The 19,460-nt window shown below is 69.2% G+C and carries 25 protein-coding genes and 1 riboswitch; of the genes, 8 read left to right on the plus strand and 17 right to left on the minus strand.

What is annotated here, in order from left to right; genetic code table 11:
- Positions 1–97: 97 nt before the first annotated feature.
- Positions 98–496 carry a helix-turn-helix domain-containing protein gene (locus QE449_RS20115; protein ID WP_197027821.1) on the plus strand — a complete coding sequence of 133 codons (399 nt, stop codon included), beginning with the start codon at positions 98–100 and terminating at the stop codon, positions 494–496.
- Here QE449_RS20115 and QE449_RS20120 read toward each other — a convergent pair.
- Complete coding sequence (locus tag QE449_RS20120) at positions 493–726, minus strand: DUF3072 domain-containing protein (RefSeq protein WP_307109542.1); 234 nt, start codon at positions 724–726, stop codon at positions 493–495. The genes QE449_RS20115 and QE449_RS20120 overlap by 4 nt on opposite strands.
- A 167-nt stretch (positions 727–893) precedes the next feature.
- Here QE449_RS20120 and QE449_RS20125 point away from each other — a divergent pair, with 167 nt between their 5' ends.
- Positions 894–1,055: a hypothetical protein gene (locus QE449_RS20125; RefSeq protein ID WP_155957078.1), complete on the plus strand. Its 162-nt coding sequence runs from the start codon at positions 894–896 to the stop codon at positions 1,053–1,055.
- Between the two features lie 32 nt (positions 1,056–1,087).
- On the opposite strand, the gene QE449_RS20130 is transcribed toward QE449_RS20125, so the two are convergent.
- The 3 genes from QE449_RS20130 to QE449_RS20140 form a co-directional block, all read right to left on the minus strand.
- Positions 1,088–2,551 (minus strand): PLP-dependent aminotransferase family protein, encoded by a 1,464-nt coding sequence (locus tag QE449_RS20130; protein WP_222633140.1) that lies wholly within the window; start codon positions 2,549–2,551, stop codon positions 1,088–1,090.
- Between the two features lie 44 nt (positions 2,552–2,595).
- Positions 2,596–2,958, minus strand: a complete 363-nt coding sequence (locus tag QE449_RS20135; protein WP_051613506.1) for an LGFP repeat-containing protein — start codon at positions 2,956–2,958, stop codon at positions 2,596–2,598.
- Positions 2,959–3,085: 127 nt separating this feature from the next.
- Positions 3,086–4,375 carry an adenylosuccinate synthase gene (locus QE449_RS20140; protein WP_027506406.1) on the minus strand — a complete coding sequence of 430 codons (1,290 nt, stop codon included), beginning with the start codon at positions 4,373–4,375 and terminating at the stop codon, positions 3,086–3,088.
- A 292-nt stretch (positions 4,376–4,667) separates the two neighbouring features.
- Here QE449_RS20140 and QE449_RS20145 point away from each other — a divergent pair, with 292 nt between their 5' ends.
- Positions 4,668–5,330 (plus strand): hypothetical protein, encoded by a 663-nt coding sequence (locus QE449_RS20145; protein ID WP_027506407.1) that lies wholly within the window; start codon positions 4,668–4,670, stop codon positions 5,328–5,330.
- On the opposite strand, the gene QE449_RS20150 is transcribed toward QE449_RS20145, so the two are convergent.
- From QE449_RS20150 to QE449_RS20185, 8 genes are all read right to left on the minus strand, one after another.
- A complete protein-coding gene (locus QE449_RS20150; RefSeq protein WP_307109543.1) occupies positions 5,327–6,169 on the minus strand; it encodes an energy-coupling factor ABC transporter ATP-binding protein in 843 nt (280 codons plus the stop codon). The two genes, QE449_RS20145 and QE449_RS20150, sit on opposite strands and share 4 nt — an antisense overlap.
- Positions 6,166–6,921 (minus strand): cobalt ECF transporter T component CbiQ, encoded by a 756-nt coding sequence (gene cbiQ / locus QE449_RS20155; RefSeq protein WP_027506408.1) that lies wholly within the window; start codon positions 6,919–6,921, stop codon positions 6,166–6,168. The genes QE449_RS20150 and cbiQ overlap by 4 nt, the downstream gene beginning before the upstream one ends.
- Positions 6,922–7,248 carry an energy-coupling factor ABC transporter substrate-binding protein gene (locus QE449_RS20160; RefSeq protein WP_027506409.1) on the minus strand — a complete coding sequence of 109 codons (327 nt, stop codon included), beginning with the start codon at positions 7,246–7,248 and terminating at the stop codon, positions 6,922–6,924.
- Positions 7,241–7,924 (minus strand): energy-coupling factor ABC transporter permease, encoded by a 684-nt coding sequence (locus QE449_RS20165; RefSeq protein WP_204869804.1) that lies wholly within the window; start codon positions 7,922–7,924, stop codon positions 7,241–7,243. Before QE449_RS20165 ends, QE449_RS20160 begins: the two co-directional genes overlap by 8 nt.
- A gap of 33 nt (positions 7,925–7,957) precedes the next feature.
- Positions 7,958–8,087: riboswitch (cobalamin riboswitch) on the minus strand.
- Positions 8,088–8,129: 42 nt separating this feature from the next.
- Complete coding sequence (locus QE449_RS20170; protein ID WP_056444318.1) at positions 8,130–9,044, minus strand: cation diffusion facilitator family transporter; 915 nt, start codon at positions 9,042–9,044, stop codon at positions 8,130–8,132.
- Between the two features lie 129 nt (positions 9,045–9,173).
- Entirely contained in the window at positions 9,174–10,046 is an 873-nt protein-coding gene (locus QE449_RS20175; protein ID WP_307109544.1) for a hypothetical protein, read from the minus strand.
- Between the two features lie 153 nt (positions 10,047–10,199).
- Positions 10,200–11,372, minus strand: a complete 1,173-nt coding sequence (locus QE449_RS20180) for an aromatic acid exporter family protein (RefSeq protein WP_204869801.1) — start codon at positions 11,370–11,372, stop codon at positions 10,200–10,202.
- A gap of 10 nt (positions 11,373–11,382) precedes the next feature.
- A complete protein-coding gene (locus QE449_RS20185) occupies positions 11,383–11,799 on the minus strand; it encodes a DUF3151 domain-containing protein (protein WP_027506413.1) in 417 nt (138 codons plus the stop codon).
- 57 nt (positions 11,800–11,856) lie between these two features.
- Here QE449_RS20185 and QE449_RS20190 point away from each other — a divergent pair, with 57 nt between their 5' ends.
- Positions 11,857–12,384, plus strand: coding sequence for a hypothetical protein (locus QE449_RS20190; protein ID WP_307109545.1), 528 nt, complete (start codon positions 11,857–11,859; stop codon positions 12,382–12,384).
- Between the two features lie 17 nt (positions 12,385–12,401).
- On the opposite strand, the gene fbaA is transcribed toward QE449_RS20190, so the two are convergent.
- Positions 12,402–13,442 carry a class II fructose-bisphosphate aldolase gene (gene fbaA / locus QE449_RS20195; RefSeq protein WP_027506415.1) on the minus strand — a complete coding sequence of 347 codons (1,041 nt, stop codon included), beginning with the start codon at positions 13,440–13,442 and terminating at the stop codon, positions 12,402–12,404.
- A gap of 212 nt (positions 13,443–13,654) precedes the next feature.
- Here fbaA and QE449_RS20200 point away from each other — a divergent pair, with 212 nt between their 5' ends.
- Entirely contained in the window at positions 13,655–14,467 is an 813-nt protein-coding gene (locus QE449_RS20200; RefSeq protein ID WP_307109546.1) for a DedA family protein, read from the plus strand.
- A 15-nt stretch (positions 14,468–14,482) separates the two neighbouring features.
- Positions 14,483–15,160, plus strand: a complete 678-nt coding sequence (locus tag QE449_RS20205) for a DedA family protein (protein WP_051613508.1) — start codon at positions 14,483–14,485, stop codon at positions 15,158–15,160.
- A 10-nt stretch (positions 15,161–15,170) separates the two neighbouring features.
- Here QE449_RS20205 and QE449_RS20210 read toward each other — a convergent pair whose 3' ends face one another.
- Genes QE449_RS20210 through QE449_RS20220 form a run of 3 tightly spaced genes read right to left on the minus strand, consistent with a single transcriptional unit; the run spans position 15,171 to position 17,780 of the window.
- On the minus strand, positions 15,171–16,268 hold the full coding sequence (locus QE449_RS20210) for a glycoside hydrolase family 76 protein (RefSeq protein ID WP_222638853.1): 1,098 nt from the start codon (positions 16,266–16,268) through the stop codon (positions 15,171–15,173).
- Positions 16,269–16,315: 47 nt separating this feature from the next.
- A complete protein-coding gene (locus QE449_RS20215) occupies positions 16,316–16,990 on the minus strand; it encodes an RNA methyltransferase (protein WP_027506418.1) in 675 nt (224 codons plus the stop codon).
- Position 16,991: 1 nt separating this feature from the next.
- A complete protein-coding gene (locus tag QE449_RS20220; RefSeq protein ID WP_307109547.1) occupies positions 16,992–17,780 on the minus strand; it encodes an SDR family oxidoreductase in 789 nt (262 codons plus the stop codon).
- 110 nt (positions 17,781–17,890) lie between these two features.
- Here QE449_RS20220 and QE449_RS20225 point away from each other — a divergent pair, with 110 nt between their 5' ends.
- Positions 17,891–18,301 (plus strand): hypothetical protein, encoded by a 411-nt coding sequence (locus tag QE449_RS20225; RefSeq protein ID WP_027506420.1) that lies wholly within the window; start codon positions 17,891–17,893, stop codon positions 18,299–18,301.
- Positions 18,298–18,804: a methylated-DNA--[protein]-cysteine S-methyltransferase gene (locus QE449_RS20230; protein ID WP_307109548.1), complete on the plus strand. Its 507-nt coding sequence runs from the start codon at positions 18,298–18,300 to the stop codon at positions 18,802–18,804. Before QE449_RS20225 ends, QE449_RS20230 begins: the two co-directional genes overlap by 4 nt.
- Here QE449_RS20230 and QE449_RS20235 read toward each other — a convergent pair.
- The gene (locus QE449_RS20235; protein WP_307109549.1) at positions 18,725–19,423 is read right to left on the minus strand and encodes a lysoplasmalogenase; all 699 of its coding nucleotides are present in this window, start codon (positions 19,421–19,423) and stop codon (positions 18,725–18,727) included. The two genes, QE449_RS20230 and QE449_RS20235, sit on opposite strands and share 80 nt — an antisense overlap.
- Positions 19,424–19,460 lie beyond the last annotated feature (37 nt).

The raw sequence follows: 19,460 nt of genomic DNA on the forward strand, positions 1-19,460 counted from the left end.
TGTGCCGCTGCGACCGATCCGGCCGTCGGCACCACTATGCACTTACTGTTCGTGCAGTGCAACATTCCTCGTAATCACTTACGGACCAGCTGGTAGGATGGCACTCGTGCCCGACACCGACCCGACACTCGAAGCCGACGTGTTCTCTCGCCACTGCTCGTCCCGCGACACGATGCAGGACATCACCAGTCGCTGGGGCCTGCTGGCGCTCGCCGCGCTGCACGAGGGGCCGTACCGGTTCGGGGCTCTGCGGCGGCGCGTGGACGGGGTCAGCGAGAGGATGCTGTCGCAGACACTGCAGCGGCTGGAGCGTGACGGGCTGATCACCCGCACCGTGCTCGAACAGATTCCGCCGAAGGTGGAGTACGCACTCACCGACCTCGGGCGCGAGACGGCGACCCGGCTCGTCGGCCTCATCGAGTTCGTCGAATCGACGCTTCCGACCGTGACGGCCGCGCGCGCCGAGTACGACGCGCGCGGCACGGACGGGGTCTAGCTGGTTCCGCGGCCCGTCTCGGACTGCAGCTTGTCGATCATCTCGGACGCCTGCGCCTTGGTCAGGTCCGACGGCACCTCTTCGCCGGCCTCGCGGGCCAGCGTCTCGAGGTAGCTCAACTGGGGGCCGGTGGGCGGCTCGTCACCGGTGACCCAGTCGGACGGATCCTTGTCCGCGCTCTGGTCGACGTCCGCATTGCCTGTCTTGGTGGTGTCATTCGCATCGCTCATACGTTCGACTGTACCCACGAGTACCTCCGCGCAAACCGACGCGAATCGGCGAGCGGGCAGCCGCCGAGCGCGCCGATCGAGATTCATTCCGGTTTACTCCGTAAGAAACCGATCCAAGTCTCGCGTTTCACAGAATGTTTTCAGTTCGAGGTGCTACAAACGGAATCGTGATAGTCGTCGTGGTCGTCGGAGTGGTGTGGCTGCTGGTCGCCGCGGGTGCCGCAGTGCTGCTCGGACGCGCCGCATCGCGCGCGGACCACGAGGAACTCGGCTCCGAGCTCCAGTGGGACATGGCCGAACTCGATCACGAGGTCTTCGGCTCCCGCTGACTGGCCGACCATTCTCCGTCGGCCGCCCCACTTCACAGCACGACGGCAGAATAATCCCCGTCGGTCGGTTTCAGGGATTGGTACGCGAACGCAATTCGGTCGATCGCAGCCTCCAATCGATCGGCACCCTCCGTGTACGGCAGGCGCACGTGGCGCTCGAACGCCCCCTCCACCCCGAACCGCGGCCCCGCCGCCAGCGCCACCCCGTGCGCCGGCGCGATCGCGGCGAGAGCCGTGGACGCCGCGGCAGGCATCTGAACCCACAACGACAGGCCGCCCGGCGCCGGGTCGTACGACCAGTCCGGAAGGTGCCGCGCCAGAGCCGCCGTCAGCGCATCCCGGTTACCACGGAGTTCCGCGCGGCGGGGAACCAAGATCTCCTCGTGCCGCTCGATCAGTGCCGCGCACGCGAGCTGATCCATGATCGGCGTGCCGATGTCGACGGCGGCCCGCGATGTCGCCAAGCGAGAGATCAGCGACGGCGACGCCCTGATCCAGCCGACCCGCAGACCACCCCAATACGCCTTCGACGCGGACCCCACGGTGACGACGGTGCCGGGATGCCCCACCGCCGCGACCGGAGCGGGCGGCGCCTCGTCCAGCCACAGGTCGGCCATCGACTCGTCCACCACCAACGTGGTGCCGGTCCGGCGGGCGTTCGACGCCAGTTCCGCGCGGCCGGCGACATCGAGCAGAGCACCCGTCGGATTGTGGAAGTCGGGCAGCACGTACGCCATTCGCGCCCCCGTCTGCACCGTCGCGTCACGAATCGCGTCGAGGTCCCACCGCCGCGACGAGCGCGCCGATCCAGGGGACGAGTACTCCCGCGGCCTCAACGGAACGGGCACCGCGCGCGCCGCAGTTCGTCGAATCGCCTCCAGCGCATTGGGATACGTCGGGTGATCGACCACCACCCGGTCACCCGGCGACACCAGCACCTCGAGCAGCAGCCGCCAGGCCTGCTGCGCGCCGGACGTCACCATGATCTGGTCCGGCGACGTGGGCAACCCCCGCTCGTCGTACCGGCGAGCCAGGGCCTGCCGCAGTGTCGCGAGACCGACCGGCTCGATACCGTGACCTGTGTAGTAGGCCGGAAGTGCCTCCAGCGCAGCGGCGTACGCCTGTGTCACCTCGTCGGACGGGGCGGTGACGGCGGCATGGGTCAGATCGATCACCGACGCCGCCGCGCGGGCCGGCCGCCCCGCCAGGGTGGTCCGCGGCAGTGCGACCGTGCTGCGGGAACCCTGCCTGCTCAACAGGTACCCCTCGTCACGCAGTGCCGCGTACGTGTTGGTGACGGTGGTGCGGGACAGCGACAGGGCTCCCGCCAGATCGCGCTCGCTGGGCAGGGCGACGCCCAGGGGGATGCGGCCGTCGTGCACCAGGAGCCGGATCCCGTCGGCGAGTGCCCGGTAGACCGGCCGGTGCCGCCCCGACGGCCGCCAGTGCCCGAGGTCCCGCGAGAGAGTCGAGGCACCGATCACGCGAGTCACCATGAGGTCCAGTATCCACCTCGGTGGACACCGGGGTGCAGTCCAGTTCAGGCGGTGCGGACGGATCCCATGAGGAATGCCCCGGTACCCGGGAGCCATCCGACGGTGCCGTTCTCGAACACGTTGTAGCGGCCGTGGCCCGTCGGAGTGCGCTTCTCGTCGGTGAGCGGGTAGCCGAGCGATCCACTCGGGCCGCCGTGCGCGAGGTACCAGGCGAGGATGTCGCCGTGCACCTCGTGCGCGCCGCCCTCGGGGAGCGCGAAGACCATGGCGTGCTGGAACTCGAGCATCCCACCGCCGCGCGGCCCCAGCATCAGCTCGCCGACACGGTCACCGATCCACGAGTGCTCGAAGCTGAAACGCTCGAACTGGCACTGGAAGACCTCGAGCCCGACGTAGGTGCTGTCCATAGCGGTCCTCCACTGACCTGCTCTCGCCGAGAGGGGGATCCGTTTTGTTCCACCTCATAGCGAACCTGAGCCACAGTATGAGCCATCCTGGCGTTATCGTCACGCCATTTGTGATATCTCGACCGTGTCAGGACAGGATGTCGCGCCGCACGATGGTCTGGTCACGGCCCGGACCGACGCCGATGTACGACATGTACGACCCCGAGAGCTCCTCGAGACGCAGCACGTACCTCTGGGCGTTGACGGGCAACTCCTCGAAGGTCCGCGCCCCCGAGATATCCTCCCACCACCCGGGCATCTCCTCGTAGATCGGCTTCGCGTGATGGAACCCGGTCTGCGTCATCGGCATGTCGTCGTGACGCACGCCGTCCACGTCGTACGCGACGCAGATCGGGATGGTGTCGAGCGAGGACAGTACGTCGAGCTTGGTGAGGAAGTAGTCGGTGATGCCGTTGACGCGCGTGGCGTACCGCGCGATGACGGCGTCGAACCAGCCGGTGCGCCGGGCGCGGCCGGTGGTGACACCCACCTCGCCGCCCTGCTTGGCCAGGTACTCGCCCGACTCGTCGAACAGCTCCGTCGGGAACGGGCCCGAGCCGACGCGCGTGGTGTACGCCTTCAGGATGCCGAGGACGGTGGTGATCCGACCCGGGCCGACGCCCGAACCCACGGCCGCGCCGCCCGCCGTCGGGTTGGACGACGTGACGAACGGATAGGTGCCGTGATCGACGTCCAGGAGCGTGCCCTGCGAACCCTCGAGCAGCACCGTCTCGCCGCGCTCGAGCGCCTGGTTCAACGCGAGCCGGGTGTCGGCGATGCGGTGCTTGAAGCCCTCGGCCTGGCCGAGCACCTCCTCCACCACCTTCTCCGACTCGAGGGCGCGCCGGTTGTAGATCTTGGCGAGCACCTGGTTCTTGAATTCCAGTGCGGCCTCGACCTTCTGGGTCAGGATCTTCTCGTCGAGGACATCCGCCGCGCGCACTCCGACGCGGGCGATCTTGTCCTGGTAGCACGGGCCGATGCCGCGTCCGGTGGTGCCGATCTTGCGGGCACCGAGGAAACGTTCGGTGACCTTGTCGATGGCCACGTGGTACGGCATGATCAGGTGCGCATCGGCGCTGAGCAGCAGCTTCGACGTGTCCACGTCGCGCTTCTCGAGGCCGTCGAGTTCGGTGAGCAGCACACCCGGATCCACGACGACGCCGTTGCCGATCACGTTGTTCACACCGGGCGAGAGGATGCCCGACGGGATGAGGTGAAGCGCGAACTTGTCGCCGTTCGGCAGCACCACGGTGTGGCCGGCGTTGTTGCCACCCTGGTAGCGCACCACCCACTGCAGTCGCTCGCCGAACAGATCCGTGGCCTTGCCCTTGCCCTCGTCGCCCCACTGGGCGCCGATGAGGACGATTGCCGGCATGTGTTGCTCCATCACTCGGGTGGACAGCCGGACCATCCCGGGCTGTGGCACGTGTCGGAACGCACTTCGTGACGTGCGGAACGCGCACCGACCATGACCGGTGACACAGTGTACCGCCCGAGACGACACGTGCCGCTCACAGCCGACCGCACACCGTACTGCCTGGTCTTCTGTCGCGGCGGCACGGTCAAAGCGACGCGAAATCGAGACCGGGCAAGCGCCTTCCCGGGGTCCACGACGACCGTGTCCTGATTAGGGTGGGGCAGACCCGTCCGGCTGAGAAGGAATTCGCGTGACTCCGTTCGTCTTGCAGTGCGGCAGGCCCTTGCTGCCCATCGCGCTGTCCTCGCTACCGCTCACCGCGGTACCCGAGGTGCCGTCGAAGGAGGAGTGCGACGCCCTGCTCGCCGAACTCGACGCGGTACACGACCCCCGGCTGATCGTGCTCGGCACCGACGCCTCGCTCGCCGCCGTCCTCACCCGGTTGATGCGGCGCGACCGACTCGACATCGAGCTCGCCTACGTCGCCGAGACCGCCAGCGAGGCCAGCCACCTCTTCCGCGTCGGCACCGGATCGCGCGCCGCCAAGGTCGCGCTGTCCGGCACCGCCTCCCCCACTCCCCTCATCCGTGACGACGCCGGATCGGCCGTCGTCGGACTCGCCACCGTCTCGGGGCCGTCGGGCCACCTCGTCGGCGAGGCCTACGTCGACGACACCAAGCTCTTCTCCGGTGAGGTGCCGGGCATCGAGGTCACCCCGACGCTCGAGATGCCGGGACTCCGAGCTCGGGTGCAGGGCAAGCGCGGACTGTTCCGCCGCCGCTGGATCACCGGCCGGGCGATGCAACTCGGAGCCACGGCGGCGCGTCTGACGAAGGACGGCATCGACATCCCCCGCGAGACCACCAGGTCCACCATCTACCGCCACGACAAGCAGTGGTTGCTCGTACGTTAGCGCCGACTGATACTGCTGCTCAGCATCTTTCGTAGTTCTTCGGCGTCCCGTGGTCGCGATCCCGGTTCGAGCATTCCGTCCCGGACGAGGTCCGCCGCGAGCGCCAACGGCCACGGTGTCCGCAACCTGGCCCGTCCCAGCAGGTCGATGTCCGACAGCAACGTCACCGGATCCCCCTGCACCACAGCGCCGTCCACGACCACGGCGACCGAGTGCGACCACTCCAGCGCCAGGGCCACGTCGTGTGTCGACAGCACCACGGTCGTGTGGTGATTCTCCAGGCGGTGCAGCGCAGCGAACATCTCGTCGACGCCCTGCGGATCGAGCCCGGCCGTCGGTTCGTCGAGCAACAGGATGCACGGCCGCATGGCCACGGCGCCGGCCGTCGCGACGCGCTTGCGCTCACCGTAGGACAGCTGGTGCGTCGGCCGGGACCGCAGATGGTCGATGCCCATCACCTCGAGCGCCGCCTCCGTGCGGTCGCGCACCTCGTCGGTCCCCAGGCCGAGGTTCACCGGACCGTAGGCGACGTCTCGGTACACGTCGACCGAGAACAACTGATCGTCCGGATCCTGCAGCACCAGTTGCACTTCCTGGCGATGTGCCCGCAGGCCCGACCGGCTGTGGCGCAGTGCGACGTCGTCGATCTCCACCCGTCCGCCATCGGGAACGATCGCTCCGGACAGGCACCGCAGCAGGGTCGTCTTGCCCGAGCCGTTGGCGCCCAGGAGCGCCACCCTCGCCGCGGCGGGAACGCTCAGGCTCGCGCCGGCCAGCACCGGCGGCCCGCCCTGATACCGCACCTCGAGGTCGCGGGCGGTGAGCGTGCGGTGGCTCATGCGCGATGTCCCAGCAGGGACAGCGCCACCACGGCTCCCAGCACCGCCACGACGGTCACCAGGAAGCTCGGCGAACTGCGCTGCCGGTCGACCGGATCCGCCGAGACCGCGTCGCCGAACTCGCGACCCGCCAGCCCCGCCTCGAGCCGCGAGGCCCTGTCCCACGACTTGATCAGCACGGCGGCCGTCAGCAGACCCGCGGAATGCAGCGACCGGCGCGGCGACGAGTAGCCGAGGCGGGCGGTCTGCGACTGGCGGATGGTGCGTACCGACGACAGCAGCACGAACAGGAAGCGGTACATCACGGCGGCGACGTCGATGCATGCCTGCGGTACCCGCAGCCGTCGCAACCCGGTCAGGATGTCGATCATCGGTGTCGTGACGGCCAGCAGGAGCACGGCCGACGTCCCGGCGATCGCGTGACCGGACACCTCCAGCGCTCGTCGCGCGCTGTCGGCCGTGACCCCGACACTCCAGTCCGGCGTGGCGGTCACCGTGACGGCGACGGAGACGGCGCCGAGGGCGATGAAGGCTGCGGGCGCGGTGAGCGCACGCAGCACCGGCCGGAGCGGTGTGCGGGCAGCCCCGACGGCCGCACCGAGCGCGACCACCGTGACGATCAGCGCGCCGGGCCACGGCGGGAGCAGCAGCGCGCACAGCACGAGACCCAGCGACAGTGCCGCCTTGTCCCCCACCGCGCGCGTGCGCCACGGACTGGCCCAGGCCGCGTCGTCGACCGCGAGACCCTGCACCTACGTCCGTTCGAGTTCGGTGCGGAGCGCGTCGAGCTTGCGCCGACCGCGCAGCGCCGCCAGCACGTACCCGAGGACGAGCCCACCCAGCGCGGCCTGCAGCGCGAAGAGACCCGACTCCACCTCGCCCGACGTCGGCGAGAACACCGACTCGAACCACGGCACGTAGTCCGGGTGGTCCTCCTCGATCTGCGACGTGGCGGCCGAATCGGTACCGACGAACCGCTCCTCGTCGCCGCTTCGTCCCGCGTCGAGCATCAGCGCGGCGCCGACGATGAGGACGATCCCGAGGACGAGCAGCAGGTTGATCACGACGTTCCTACGCATCGACGGCACCCTTCTCGCGGCGCAGCACTCCGAGGTCCCGCAGCTCCGGCGTCGCCACGGTCCGCAGGACGCGGAACACCAGCACACCCAGCAGGCCCTCCGCGATGGCGAGCGGAATCTGGGTGACAGCGAAGATGGACAGGAACTTGGTGACGGCTCCGAGTACGCCGCTCTGCGGATCCGGGAACGCGAGCGCTATCTGCACCGACGTCGTGCAGTACGTCGACAGGTCGGCCAGCATCATCGCGAAGAACACCGACAGCGACAGACCACCGCCCAGCCGGCCGGTGAGACGGAACGCGGCGTACCCCACCCACGGGCCGACGATCGCCATGGAGAACGCGTTGGCGCCCAGCGTCGTCAGGCCGCCGTGCGCGAGCAGCAACGCCTGGAAGAGCAACACCACCGTGCCCAGGAACGCCATGACCGGCGGCTTGAACAACACCGCGCCCAGCCCTGTCCCGGTGGGATGACTCGAGCTGCCCGTGACGGACGGCAGCTTGATGGCGGAGAGAACGAAGGTGAAGGCACCGGCAGCACCCAGCAGCAGACGGCTGCGGGGGTTCTCCCGGACCTGGACGACGACGGCGCGAGCGCCGTGAACGACGAACGGCGCCGCGGCGCACGTCCAGACTGCCGCGTGAACGGGTGGCAGAAAACCCTCGGCGATGTGCACGAGTGGAACTCCTCAGATTGCGCGTCCGATTCGAGTCTCACGTGCCGGATCGGCGATCTGACTCACGGACGACGAGGCCCGCTCACAGTGGCGCGACCGTTCCGGATTCTCACCGGATTCCCCTCGCCAGCACGTCGCAGGTACTGACCTGCCGTGTCATGGTCGCACAGGTGTTCCGATGCCTGTCATTATCCCGACCGGCCTGCTACCAGGTGAGCTCGTCGCGGCAGGTGGCACCGTGCACCGCGGGCTCGACCTGCACGGTGGCGTGGTCCAGGCCGTAGGCCGAGAGCACTTCCTTCCCGCGGGCCAGCATCACCGATCCGGAACCGTCCGACGTGATGTGCACCGTGGCGACGTCCATGCCGGTGGTGAGGGTCCAGACGTGCAGGTCGTGGACGTCGACGACTCCGGGCAGCGCCCGCAGATCGGCCTCGAGCGCACCGATGTCCACCGACGACGGGCTGGCCTGCGTGAGGATGCGCAACGACTGGCCGGCGAGCGAGAGTGCCCGCGGCACCACCCACAGCGAGATGGCGATACCCACGACGATGTCCGCCCACGTCCAGTCGAACGCCAGGAGCAGCACACCGGCGACGAGCACCCCGACGCTGCCCACGGTGTCCGCGAGCACCTCGAGATAGGCCCCGCGTACCGCGATGGAGTCCTTCGCGTCGGCGCGGATGAGCAGCATGACGACGATGTTGGCGACGAGTCCCGCGGCGGCCGTCAGCACCATCGCGAGGCCCGGGATGTCCGGCTGGTCCCCGATGCGGCGGATCGCCTCGACGAAGATGAAGACCGCGACCCCGAGCAGCAGCACCGCGTTGGCGACAGCGGTGAGGACCTCGGCCCGGTGCCACCCGAATGTCCGTGCAGCGGAATTCGATCCGCGCCGGGCCATCGTGAGTGCGACGAGGCCCATCGACATGCCGATGATGTCGGTGAGCATGTGCCCGGCATCGGCGAGCAGGCCCAGCGAGTTGATGATCAGGCCGACGGTCAGCTCGAGGGCGAAGAACGCGACGAGCACGAACCACGCGATCCCCATGCGTCGCAGCCGCCCGGTGCCGGCCTCACCAGCCGCCGGTGTGTGCGCATGTCCGTGCCCCGCTCCCATGATCGAGACCATACATGCGAATGTGTGCATATGGTGAGTCACGCTTCCCGCGGGGCTTCCGTACTCGAGGAGGGGTTGCAGCCTCCGCGGGAACACGGAACGGCTGCGGGAACCCAGAGACCTCCGGCGTCAGCGGAACGCGATGGCCATCCCGGCCGCGAGCAGACGCCGTAGCCGTTCGGGATGACGCAGGTCGTCCCACGTCCACCGCACCACATGGCAGCCGAGCGCGCGGAGGGCGTCCTCGCGCAGCTTCTCGTCGATCACCGACTGTGCTCCGCCGCGATACTTCATCAGCCCGTCGAACTCGCCCACCAGCCGACCGTCCCAGTCGAAATCGGTGCGGGCCACGATGCGACCACGATCGTCGAGGAAGCGATGCTGCAGCCTCGGCGAGGGAATCTCGGGCCACTGCATCATCAGGGCTCGGCTCCACGATTCGCCGATGCTCTCGGTGAGAGGGCTCGCGAGGTCCACCGCGCGGCGGGCGGTGGCGATGCCGCGACGGCGCCCGAGCCGTGCGAGGCACTCCTGCAGATCCGGCGCCTCCGTGCGGAGTGCGGACTCGACAGCGCACAGCGCACGATCGAGTCCCACCGTGCACGCGATGTCGAGCGCCGTCCGCGTCGGCGTCGTGACCTGCACACCGTCGACGGTGGTGACGTCCAGCAGGGACAGCGGCACCCGGTGCTCGGCGACCCTCCTCGTCGACGCACCACCTCCTCGACCGTCGACGCTCACGTGCACTCGGTCTCGGTCGGGAGCGAGAAGGGGGAGCCGATGCAGCGCCGCCGCGGACTCGTGACTGGCGACGGCCACCGCGGTGCGTCCCGCCATGACTCCGAGCACGCGCAGGCGGTAGCGCTCGTCTGGTGATGCCGACGCCCACTCCGAGCCGGGGCCGTAGGAGCCGCGGCTCACGCGGACCAGTTCGCCGCGCCTCACCAGACCGCGCAGCGCCGCATCGGTCACGTCACCGGTCGCGCGGCGGTGCAGGTCCATGGCGGTGAGTGTCGATCACGCGCGGACGGGGACACGCCTTCCTGGCGCCCGCCTGTGGAGCACCCTCGTCCTGTGTACCGGCAGCTCCCGCAGGGGTTCCGTACTCGAGGAGGGGTTGCAGCGTCCGCGGGAACACGGAACGGCAGCGGGAACCTAGTAGTCGAGCTCCGGCGGCACGGCGGGGTGGTCGACGGTCGGGGGCAACGTCGCCAGCGCAGAGATCCGCGAGAGCCCCGCCACCTGGAGCAGGTCGACGACGATGGACCGTATCTGCGCGAGCACCACCACCGCGGACAGGCCGGCGTCCTGCATGAGCTCCGCCTTCGCACCGACCGCCACGTGCCGGAGAACCCGCGCTGCCTCGGCTCGGTCGGGTTGCTCGCCGGGATCCGCGAGCATCATCTTCCGCACCACCTCGGTGGCCTGCGCGAGCTTCTCGACGAGGTCGACCAGTCGGGGGTCGAGAATCTCGTCGTCGCGCACCAGGGACAGGGAGCGCCTGGCGAGAACCCGGATGTTGCGCACCGCGTTGTCCAGCGGATCCGCCGTCGCGGCGAGCTCGGCCAAGCGCTGCTTGCTGTTCCAGTACAGCGGGGAGATGCGGCTGATCTCGCGCCCGCCCTTGAGATCGGTGCGCATCGCGTCGATGGCCGGTTGTGTGGCGCGCGCAGCCTTCAGCGCCTTGGCGATCGGTTCCGCGTCGTTGGCCAGGAGACCGTCCGCGACGAGTTGCAGTACCCGGCCCGACGTGGCGATGACGGTGGCCGCGTCCTTGCGTGCGCGGCGCACGGGGTGCGTCGGCACGACGGCGACGACGGCGAGTCCCACCAGACCGCCGATCAACGCGTCGACCATGCGGTTGAGTCCGCCAGCGTTGCCCGGCGGGATGAGCGTCGCCACCAGCACGGCCGACGATCCCGCCTGCATCGCGATGATGGCGCCGCTGTCGAGGAAGACGGCGGTCGACATCGCGAGCGCGACGACCAGGGCGATCTGCCACGGTCCGGTCCCGATGAGGGCGATGATCGCGTCACCGACACCGATACCGACCGTGACGCCGACGACGAGTTCGGCCGAGCGTCGCATCCGCGCCCCGAGGGACACACCGAGCGAGACGACGGCCGCGATCGGTGCGAAGAAGGGCGTGACGTGCCCGACGACGTCCGTCGCCACGAACCACGCAATGCCCGCAGCGAGCGCGCACTGGATGATCGGCAACCCGGAGACACTCAGACGCCGCAACGAGGCGTCGATCCGCGCGGAGCCGCGGGTGCGCAGGCCGAGATGCGGGGCCGTGAATCGTGGGTAGCTCCCGAATCGGCCCATGAAGCTGGTGCTAGCCGACGCCGAGTTCGTCCGCGGCGCGCGGATCGCAGTCCTCGAGCAGGTCGAGGCAGCGGGCGTACTCGTCCGTCTCCCCGATCGACTGCGCGGCGCGGGCCAGGACGGCCACGCAGCGCAGGAAGCCTCGGTTGGGCTCGTGGCTGTACGGCACGGGTCCGAAGCCCTTCCAGCCGTTGCGACGCAGCTGGTCGAGCCCGCGGTGGTAGCCGGTGCGTGCGTAGGCGTACGCGGTGATGGTGCGGCCGTCGGACAGGGCGGCCTCGGCGAGGTAGGCCCACGCGATCGACGCGGTGGGGTGCGCCGCGGCCACCTCCTCGGGGGCCGTGTGGTTCAGCAGAGCGGACTCGGCCTCGTCGTCGCCGGGCAGCAGGGTGGGCTGGGGACCGAGGAGATCACCGAAGGAAGTCATGACGACAGTCTCCCACGGAGCGCGCGGGAGACGTCGGGCGCTGGATAAGGTGCACGCGTGTCCCCGGATAACTCGCGCCCCGCCGCACCGCGCCGCATCGAACCCAGCGCCGCACCGAAGAAGGTGTCGACGCGCTCCGGAGGACGGCGGCGCGGACCGTGGATCGCGGCGGCCCTCGTGGCCCTGCTGGCGATCGCGGGTGTCGTGGCGTTCGCACTGCTGCGTGGCGGCACGAGCGTCACGGGTCCGAGCGACGACGAGAAGATCCGCACCTCGATCGACACCTTCACCACGGCGTTGCGTGACGGCGACCTGACCGCTCTGCGCAGCGTCACGTGCGGCGCGCTGGCGTCCTTCTACGGCGGCATCTCCGAGGCCGACTTCGCCGCGACGCACGACGCCGCCGTCGCATCCGGAACGGTGCCGGTGGTCCAGAGCGTCGACACCATTCAGATCACCGAAGCGGAACCGCCGGATCAGACGACGGCGATCGCACAGGTCACCGCGCGCACCGAGGGCGCGGAGCCCTCGGCGCGCACGTTCGACCTCGCGCTGGACGGCGAGACCTGGAAGGTCTGCGCCTGACCGCGCTCGTGCGGGGGTCAGCCCGCTGACACACTCCGACCGGCGGACTTCAGGTCGTTGCACGCCTCGACGACGCGCGCCGTCATACCGGCCTCGGCCTTCTTGAGGTAGCTGCGCGGGTCGTAGGCCTTCTTGTTGCCCACCTCGCCGTCGACCTTCAGCACGCCGTCGTAGTTGCTGAAGAAGTGGCCGGCGATGGGCCGACTGAACGCGTACTGGGTGTCGGTGTCGACGTTCATCTTCACGACGCCGTACTCGAGGGCCTCCTCGATCTCGCTCTTGGCCGAGCCCGAGCCGCCGTGGAAGACGAAGTCGAAGGGCTTGGAGCCGGCGGCGAGTCCGAGCTTCTCGGTGGCGACGCGCTGGCCGTCCGCGAGCACCGACGGCTTGAGCTTGACGTTGCCCGGCTTGTAGACGCCGTGGACGTTGCCGAACGTCGCGGCCAACAGGTAGCGCGATCCGGCATCGCCGGCACCGAGCGCCTCGACCGTCTTCAGGAAGTCCTCGTTCGAGGTGTACAGCTTGTCGTTGATCTCCGCCTCGACGCCGTCCTCCTCGCCGCCGACCACGCCGATCTCGATCTCCAGGATGATGCGCGCCGCGGCGGCCCGGGCCAGCAGATCCTTGGCGATCTCGAGGTTCTCGTCGATCGGCACCGCGGAGCCGTCCCACATGTGCGACTGGAAGAGGGGGTTCTTCCCGGCGTCGACGCGCTCCTGCGACACCGCGAGGAGCGGACGCACGTAGGTGTCCAGCTTGTCCTTGGGGCAGTGGTCGGTGTGCAGCGCGATGGTGACGTCGTACTTCGCGGCGACGACGTGGGCGAACTCGGCGAGCGCGACGGCGCCGGTGACCATGTCCTTCACACCGAGGCCGGACGCGAACTCCGCGCCACCGGTGGAGAACTGGATGATGCCGTCGCTGCCCGCGTCGGCGAAGCCCTTGATGGCCGCGTTGACGGACTCGGATCCCACGCAGTTGATGGCGGGAAAAGCGAACTTGTGTTCCTTGGCGCGGCCGAGCATCTCGGCGTACACCTCGGGAGTTGCGATCGGCACGAAGAAACCTCCACGGTGAGCGAACGGGGCACCCGATCAGGTGCGGTCACTAGCAGTATGTCAACCGAGGTGACGCCGGTCGCGCCCTGCCCGATCTACTCGCCGGTAGTTGCTGAGAGTTGCTCGTGAGTTGTACTACCCGCCACTCGGCGTGCGGGTATCGGCTGCTCTCGCCGGTACTGTGGGCGCTTGTGACTACCGTGGCCGCCTCCGTGACCGACCTCGCCCTGCTGCCGGGGTTCCTCGATCCCGTCAACCTGCTGAACTCGTTCGGCACCTGGGTCCTGGTCGGTCTGCTGCTGGTGGTGTTCATCGAGTCGGGCCTGCTGTTCCCGCTGCTCCCGGGCGATTCGCTGCTGTTCACGGCCGGTCTGATCGCCGCGTCGAAGAGCGCGGAGATCGAGCCGTTCGCGCCGCTGTGGGTGCTGTTGGTGACCATTCCGATCGCCGCGGTGCTGGGTGATCAGGCGGGATATCTGATCGGCAAGAAGGCCGGCACGGGCCTGTTCACGGACGACGCCCGCTTCCTCAAGAAGCGCTACATCGACGAGTCGCACGCGTTCTTCGAGAAGCACGGTCCCATCACCATCTTCCTGGCGCGCTTCGTGCCCATCGTGCGTACGTTCGCGCCGGTCGTGGCCGGCGCCTCGGGTATGCGCTACCGCACGTTCATCACCTACAACGTCGTCGGCGGCATCGTCTGGGGCTCGGGCGTCACGCTGCTCGGCTACCTGCTGGGCCAGATCGCCGTCATCCGCGACAACGTCGACATCATCTTCCTGCTCATCGTCGCCGTGTCCGTCCTGCCCATCGCCTGGGAGGTCGGCAAGCGGATCGTCTCCTCGCGCCGCACCCCGCTCGGTGAGGCCGTCGACGCGTTCGACGGCAAGCTCGACGGCAAGGTCGAGCCGTCCAAGTGGTCCGAGCCGGCCCAGAGGTCGGACACTGCTCAGCGGTCGGAACCAGCTCAGTGGTCCGAGCCCGTCCAGCGCACCGAGCCCGCTCCGCGCGACTCGTCCTCGTAGATCGGTCCCCCGTTCATGCTTCTCGCCGGTAGCACCGTGCTCGCCGAAGGCGGCGCGATGGGATTCCTCGAATCGGCCGGGCCCACCCTGGTCTGGCTCATCGTGGTGTCCTTCGTGTTCCTCGAGTGCGCCGTCATCGTGGGCCTCTTCCTTCCGGGCGACTCGCTGCTGATCACCGCCGGTATCGGACTGGCCGCCCACGCCTCGGGCACCTCGCACGTGTGGGCGCTGTCCGCGGGCGCGTTCCTGGCCGCCATCGCCGGTAATCAGGTGGGGTACATGATCGGTAAACGCACCGGTCATCGCCTCGTGGCGCGCAAGAACGGCAAGTACGTCAACACCGCGAATCTGGAGAAGGTCAACCGACTTCTCGAGAAGCACGGCTTCTGGGCGGTGCTCGTCGCGCGCTGGATCCCGTGGGTGCGGACCCTGTGCCCGATGGTCGCCGGTGCCGGTGGGATGAACCACCGCCGCTACACCATCGCCAGCACGCTGGGTGCGCTCATCTGGGCACCCGTGCTGCTGCTGATCGGGTTCTACTTCGGAGCGGTGCTCGACAAGGTGTCGTGGCTGTTCCCCACCGTGCTCACGCTGATGATCGTCTCGATCGTGGTCGGCACCATCTTCGGTCTGTACCAGTACCGCAAGGAGATGAAGAAGCCGGTGGAGACCACCGAAGTGCACGATCTCTGACGGCTGACGTTCAGCCGAGGCTGTGCGCCGCCTCCATCAACATCCAGCCGCCGAGCTGGACGGAGAAGTCGCGCTCCGGCACGGACGACGACGTGACGGTGCCGGCGCTGAACCGGGCGATCGACGCACCGAACGAGGGCAGCTTGGCGATGGCGGACCAGTCGCTGCCGAACAGCGGCAGGCCCTCGATGGACAGGCAGTTGTCCCACGCGGCCTCCGCCGACGCCAGCACGATGTCGGCGGCGACCGAGCGCGCCTCGTGGTCCTCGTCGTCGTCTCCGGGCAACGACGTCGCCACCAGTGCGAGGTACCGGGCGAGGATCCCGTTGAACAGGCCGCCGTCCCCTCCCCCGCCGCCGATGATCACGCCGTCCTTCGTGAGGTGCTGCTGCACGGCGGCGACGAGTCGATGCACGCGCTCGCGGTGCTTGTCGTCACCGAGGCTGATCGCGAGTTCGGTCTCGGCGCCGAGCACGACGCCCTGGCAGTAGGAGTAGATCGGCGTCTCGACGCGGCCGTCGGCGTGGATGCCGTCGAGCACGAGATGGGTCGTCGGATCGACGAGAGTCGCGTCGATCCAGTCGGCCATGGCCTGGGCGCGCCACAGCTTGCCGGTCCGTGCGAGCAGCACCGCCGCCGGGCCGTTGGCCGGCACGTTGAAGAAGTCGCTCTTCCTGGACCAGCGGATACCGCCCCCGTGCGCCGGATCCCAGGCGTCGAACAGCTCCGACTCCAGGGCCGCGATCGCGGTGCGATTGTCGACGAGGTGCAGACGTTGCGCTCGCTCGAGGGACAGCCCCAGCCACGCCATGTCGTCGTAGTACGAGTTGGTCCAGCCGGTGAGGTTGCGCAGCCGGTGGGTGCGCGCGATCCGGGCCAGCCGTCGTCGGCGGCGCGCCGACGGCGCCCGCTCCTCGGCGTCGACCACACAGTCGATGAGGTGCGCCTGCCACCAGTAGTGCCAGCGGAAGAACAACCGCTCCCGTCGGACCGGCGGCCACGCCACGACACCCAGAGCCGTCCCCGGCAGTCCCCACAGACGGCGGACGTGGCGAGAGAAGACGGCCTCCTCGGCGGCGTCCGCCCTGGAGGACCACGTGTCGTGCATGATTCGATCCTGCCAGTACCCCTCGGCTCGGGAGCCGTCGGGCACGGTCACCAGGCCAGGTCGGGATCCGCGTGCTGCCGGATCCAGGCGTGCATCGTGATCCCGGCTGCGACACCGGCATTGATACTGCGGGTGGAGCCGAACTGCGCGATGGACACCGTCATCGACGCGGCGGCGCGCGCGTCGTCGGTCACGCCCGGGCCCTCCTGACCGAAGAGCAGCAGCGCATTCCGCGGGAGAACGGCAGTCTCGAGCGGGACGGACCCGGGCACGTTGTCGACGGCCACCACCGTCAGGCCCGCCTCCGCCGCGTACGCCGTCAGCGCCTCGACGGTCTCGTGATGCTCGATGTGCTGGTAGCGATCGGTGACCATCGCACCGCGACGGTTCCAACGCCGACGCCCGACGATGTGCACCGCGGCGGCGCCGAACGCGTTGGCCGTGCGGACGACCGTCCCGATGTTGGCGTCGTGCGCGAAGTTCTCGATGGCCACGTGCATCGGATGCCGGCGCGTGTCCAGGTCCGCGACGATGGCCTCGCGCGTCCAGTACCGGTACGCGTCGACGACGTTGCGCCGATCCCCCTCGTCGAGGAGTTCCGGGTCGTAGCGGGGATCGGTGGGCCGAGGCCCGTCACGCTCGACGTCCCAGGCGGGTACGCCGCGCGGGTGCTCACCCCACTCGGTGGCACCCGCCTCGTCGCTGCGGTCGTTCTCGGTCAACTCAGGAATGGGACAGACGGCGGTTGACCTCGCGGGTCAGCCATACCGGGGAGAACCGCGAGCCCATGGACAGTGCCTTGGACGGGAGCCCCACCGGGAAGTGCACCTTGTGGTAGATCCGCTTGGCGGGCTGCGTCGCCTTGAAGATCGCGTCGGCGACGTCCTGCGCGGTCAGCTTGATGCCCAGCGAGCCGGTGGTGCCGGTCTGGATCCCCTTGGTCATGGCGGTCTGGACGAAGAGCGGCCACATGGCCTTCACGGCGATGTCGTGCTTGTGCCACTCGAGGTCGAGCGCCTCGGTGAGGCCGCGCACCGCGAACTTGGTCGCGCCGTAGGTGGCGAGCTCGGGCTGGCCGTAGATGGCGGAGGCGGAGCACAGGTTCACCACCTGGGCGCCGCGCGTCTTCTTCAGGTACGGGAACGCTTCCAGCAGCCCGTTCAGCACGCCGCCGACGTTGATGTCGAACTGCTTGCGGTGCGTCTCGATGGCCTGCTCGGCGAACTGGCCCGCGATGAGGATGCCCGCATTGTTGATGAGCACGTCGAGTCGCCCGCCCGCCGCCTCGTCGAACTCCTTCAGGCGCTCGGTGAACTGCGCGGTGTCGGTGACGTCGAGGATTCCCGTCGTCGACGTCGAGCCCTTCGCCGCGATCTCCTTCGCGAGAGAGGCCAGTCCCGTCTCGTCGATGTCGTACGCACCGACGTGGTACCCGGCGGCGGCGAACGTGAGTGCGGTGGCCCGCCCGATGCCGGCTGCTGCGCCGGTGATGAAGACAGTAGGTTGAGACATGTCTGAAGAGTAAAGGGTCGGGCTGAGCTGCAACAGAGCGGTGAGCCGAAAACTTACCGCCGAGTAGCTTCCGGCGTCCTCGGAGGCGCTCACGGGAGGGATCCGAGTCGATGGACCACGAGAGAGTGGGTCGGGCGGTGGCCGTGGTCACCGCCATCTACGTCGTCGTGCTGGCGGTCTGGGCGCTCGTGCTGCTCCCCAAGGCCCCGGACGGCACCGTTCCGTATCAGATCGCTGCGCTGGTCGCGGGCTTCGGCGCGGCACTGGGACTCGCGATGATGGCTGCCGGGCGCCCGACCGCCGACGAACGCCGCATGCGCGACCACGGGCTCGAGGGGTGGGCCGTCGTCGACGAGGTACGGGAGGTCGGAGCCGAGACGGAGGTCGACCTCACGATCACCGTGCCCGGGTCGGGGTCCTACCCGGGCACCGTCCGACGCACGGGGTCCGTCCGGTACGAGGTCGGCGCGACCGTTCCCGTCGTCGTCGATCCCGACGACCGGACGCGGATCCGGTTGTGACACCGACCGACTCGACCCGGCACCACACCGTTCTCGACACCCCGGTGGGTCCTCTCACCGTCGTGCGCACCGGGACGGCGCTGTCGGGCGTCTACTTTCCCGGTCACCGTCCGGCACCGGCTCCCGGCCGGATCGGCACCGCCCGGGCGGACGGGTTCGACGAGATCCGCGATCAGTTGGCGGAGTACTTCGGCGGCCGGCGGCGCCGCTTCGATCTCGAGCTGGCCCCGGTGGGCACCGAATTCCAGAACGAGGTGTGGGCCGCGCTCCGCACGATCCCCTACGGCGAGACGTGGACGTACTCCGCTCTGGCCGTCGCCGTCGGCCGGCCCACCTCGGTGCGAGCGGTGGCGTCGGCCAACGCCCGGAACCCGTTGTCGATCGTCGTGCCGTGCCACCGCGTCATCGGAATGTCCGGCAGCCTCACGGGTTTCGCCGGCGGCGTCGAGCGCAAACGCCTGCTGCTCGATCTCGAGTCGGGAACCCCGACGCTGTTCTCGTGAGGGAGTCGACGAGCGCGTACTGAGCGCCGATGTAGGTCGCGAGTACCGCGACCTCGAGGACGTCGCGCAGGCGCGCGTCGGCCGTGGTCCGCCGCACGAGCACCATGCCGTCGGAGACGGTGAACAGCGTCGATCCGACGACGGCACGGGTGTCGCCGTCCGCACCGAGAACGGACATGGCACCGAGGGCGACGCCGTAGGCCATGGAGATCGGTGCAATGGTCGGGGCGCGTCTCGTGGCCAGCACGGCGCCGCCCGCCCATCCCGCCGCTCGAAGCAGAGCATGGTGCGGCCGCGCGCGAGAACCGTTGCGATGCAACAGTACCGACCAGCACCCCTGCATGACGGCGAACGACGACGCCCCCGCAGTGAACCGGCGATCGTCGTCCGGATCGATCATCGCGACGTCGCCGAGCGTCGCCGCCGAGAGCCCCGCAGCCAGCAGTGGCGAGCGGTGGGCGCCGGACCGCACCGCGAGAATCGGCATGAGGAGCGGCTTGCACACCGCCTGCACGACGGGTCGATGCGTGGCGGCACCGACGATGGTGCCCGCCGCAGCGACGGCGTAGGCCAGGGTCGTGGCCCTGCGGACCAGCGTGGCGGACGACCCGGACGGCATGCGGACACCGTAGCCGACCCCACACTGGATTTCGATA

It is taken from the genome of Rhodococcus sp. SORGH_AS_0303, from assembly GCF_030819335.1.
Lineage (GTDB): Bacteria > Actinomycetota > Actinomycetes > Mycobacteriales > Mycobacteriaceae > Rhodococcoides.

Excerpts from the sequence above, each read along its gene's own strand:
- QE449_RS20115 (WP_197027821.1), top strand. The coding sequence starts at position 98 with ATGGCACTCGTGCCCGACACCGACCCGACACTCGAAGCCGACGTGTTC.
- QE449_RS20120 (WP_307109542.1), bottom strand. The coding sequence starts at position 726 with ATGAGCGATGCGAATGACACCACCAAGACAGGCAATGCGGACGTCGAC.
- QE449_RS20130 (WP_222633140.1), bottom strand. The coding sequence starts at position 2,551 with ATGGTGACTCGCGTGATCGGTGCCTCGACTCTCTCGCGGGACCTCGGG.
- QE449_RS20135 (WP_051613506.1), bottom strand. The coding sequence starts at position 2,958 with ATGGACAGCACCTACGTCGGGCTCGAGGTCTTCCAGTGCCAGTTCGAG.
- QE449_RS20140 (WP_027506406.1), bottom strand. The coding sequence starts at position 4,375 with ATGCCGGCAATCGTCCTCATCGGCGCCCAGTGGGGCGACGAGGGCAAG.
- QE449_RS20150 (WP_307109543.1), bottom strand. The coding sequence starts at position 6,169 with ATGAGCCACCGCACGCTCACCGCCCGCGACCTCGAGGTGCGGTATCAG.
- QE449_RS20160 (WP_027506409.1), bottom strand. The coding sequence starts at position 7,248 with ATGCGTAGGAACGTCGTGATCAACCTGCTGCTCGTCCTCGGGATCGTC.
- QE449_RS20170 (WP_056444318.1), bottom strand. The coding sequence starts at position 9,044 with ATGGGAGCGGGGCACGGACATGCGCACACACCGGCGGCTGGTGAGGCC.
- QE449_RS20175 (WP_307109544.1), bottom strand. The coding sequence starts at position 10,046 with ATGGACCTGCACCGCCGCGCGACCGGTGACGTGACCGATGCGGCGCTG.
- QE449_RS20180 (WP_204869801.1), bottom strand. The coding sequence starts at position 11,372 with ATGGGCCGATTCGGGAGCTACCCACGATTCACGGCCCCGCATCTCGGC.
- QE449_RS20185 (WP_027506413.1), bottom strand. The coding sequence starts at position 11,799 with ATGACTTCCTTCGGTGATCTCCTCGGTCCCCAGCCCACCCTGCTGCCC.
- QE449_RS20205 (WP_051613508.1), top strand. The coding sequence starts at position 14,483 with ATGCTTCTCGCCGGTAGCACCGTGCTCGCCGAAGGCGGCGCGATGGGA.
- QE449_RS20210 (WP_222638853.1), bottom strand. The coding sequence starts at position 16,268 with ATGCACGACACGTGGTCCTCCAGGGCGGACGCCGCCGAGGAGGCCGTC.
- QE449_RS20220 (WP_307109547.1), bottom strand. The coding sequence starts at position 17,780 with ATGTCTCAACCTACTGTCTTCATCACCGGCGCAGCAGCCGGCATCGGG.
- QE449_RS20225 (WP_027506420.1), top strand. The coding sequence starts at position 17,891 with ATGGACCACGAGAGAGTGGGTCGGGCGGTGGCCGTGGTCACCGCCATC.
- QE449_RS20235 (WP_307109549.1), bottom strand. The coding sequence starts at position 19,423 with ATGCCGTCCGGGTCGTCCGCCACGCTGGTCCGCAGGGCCACGACCCTG.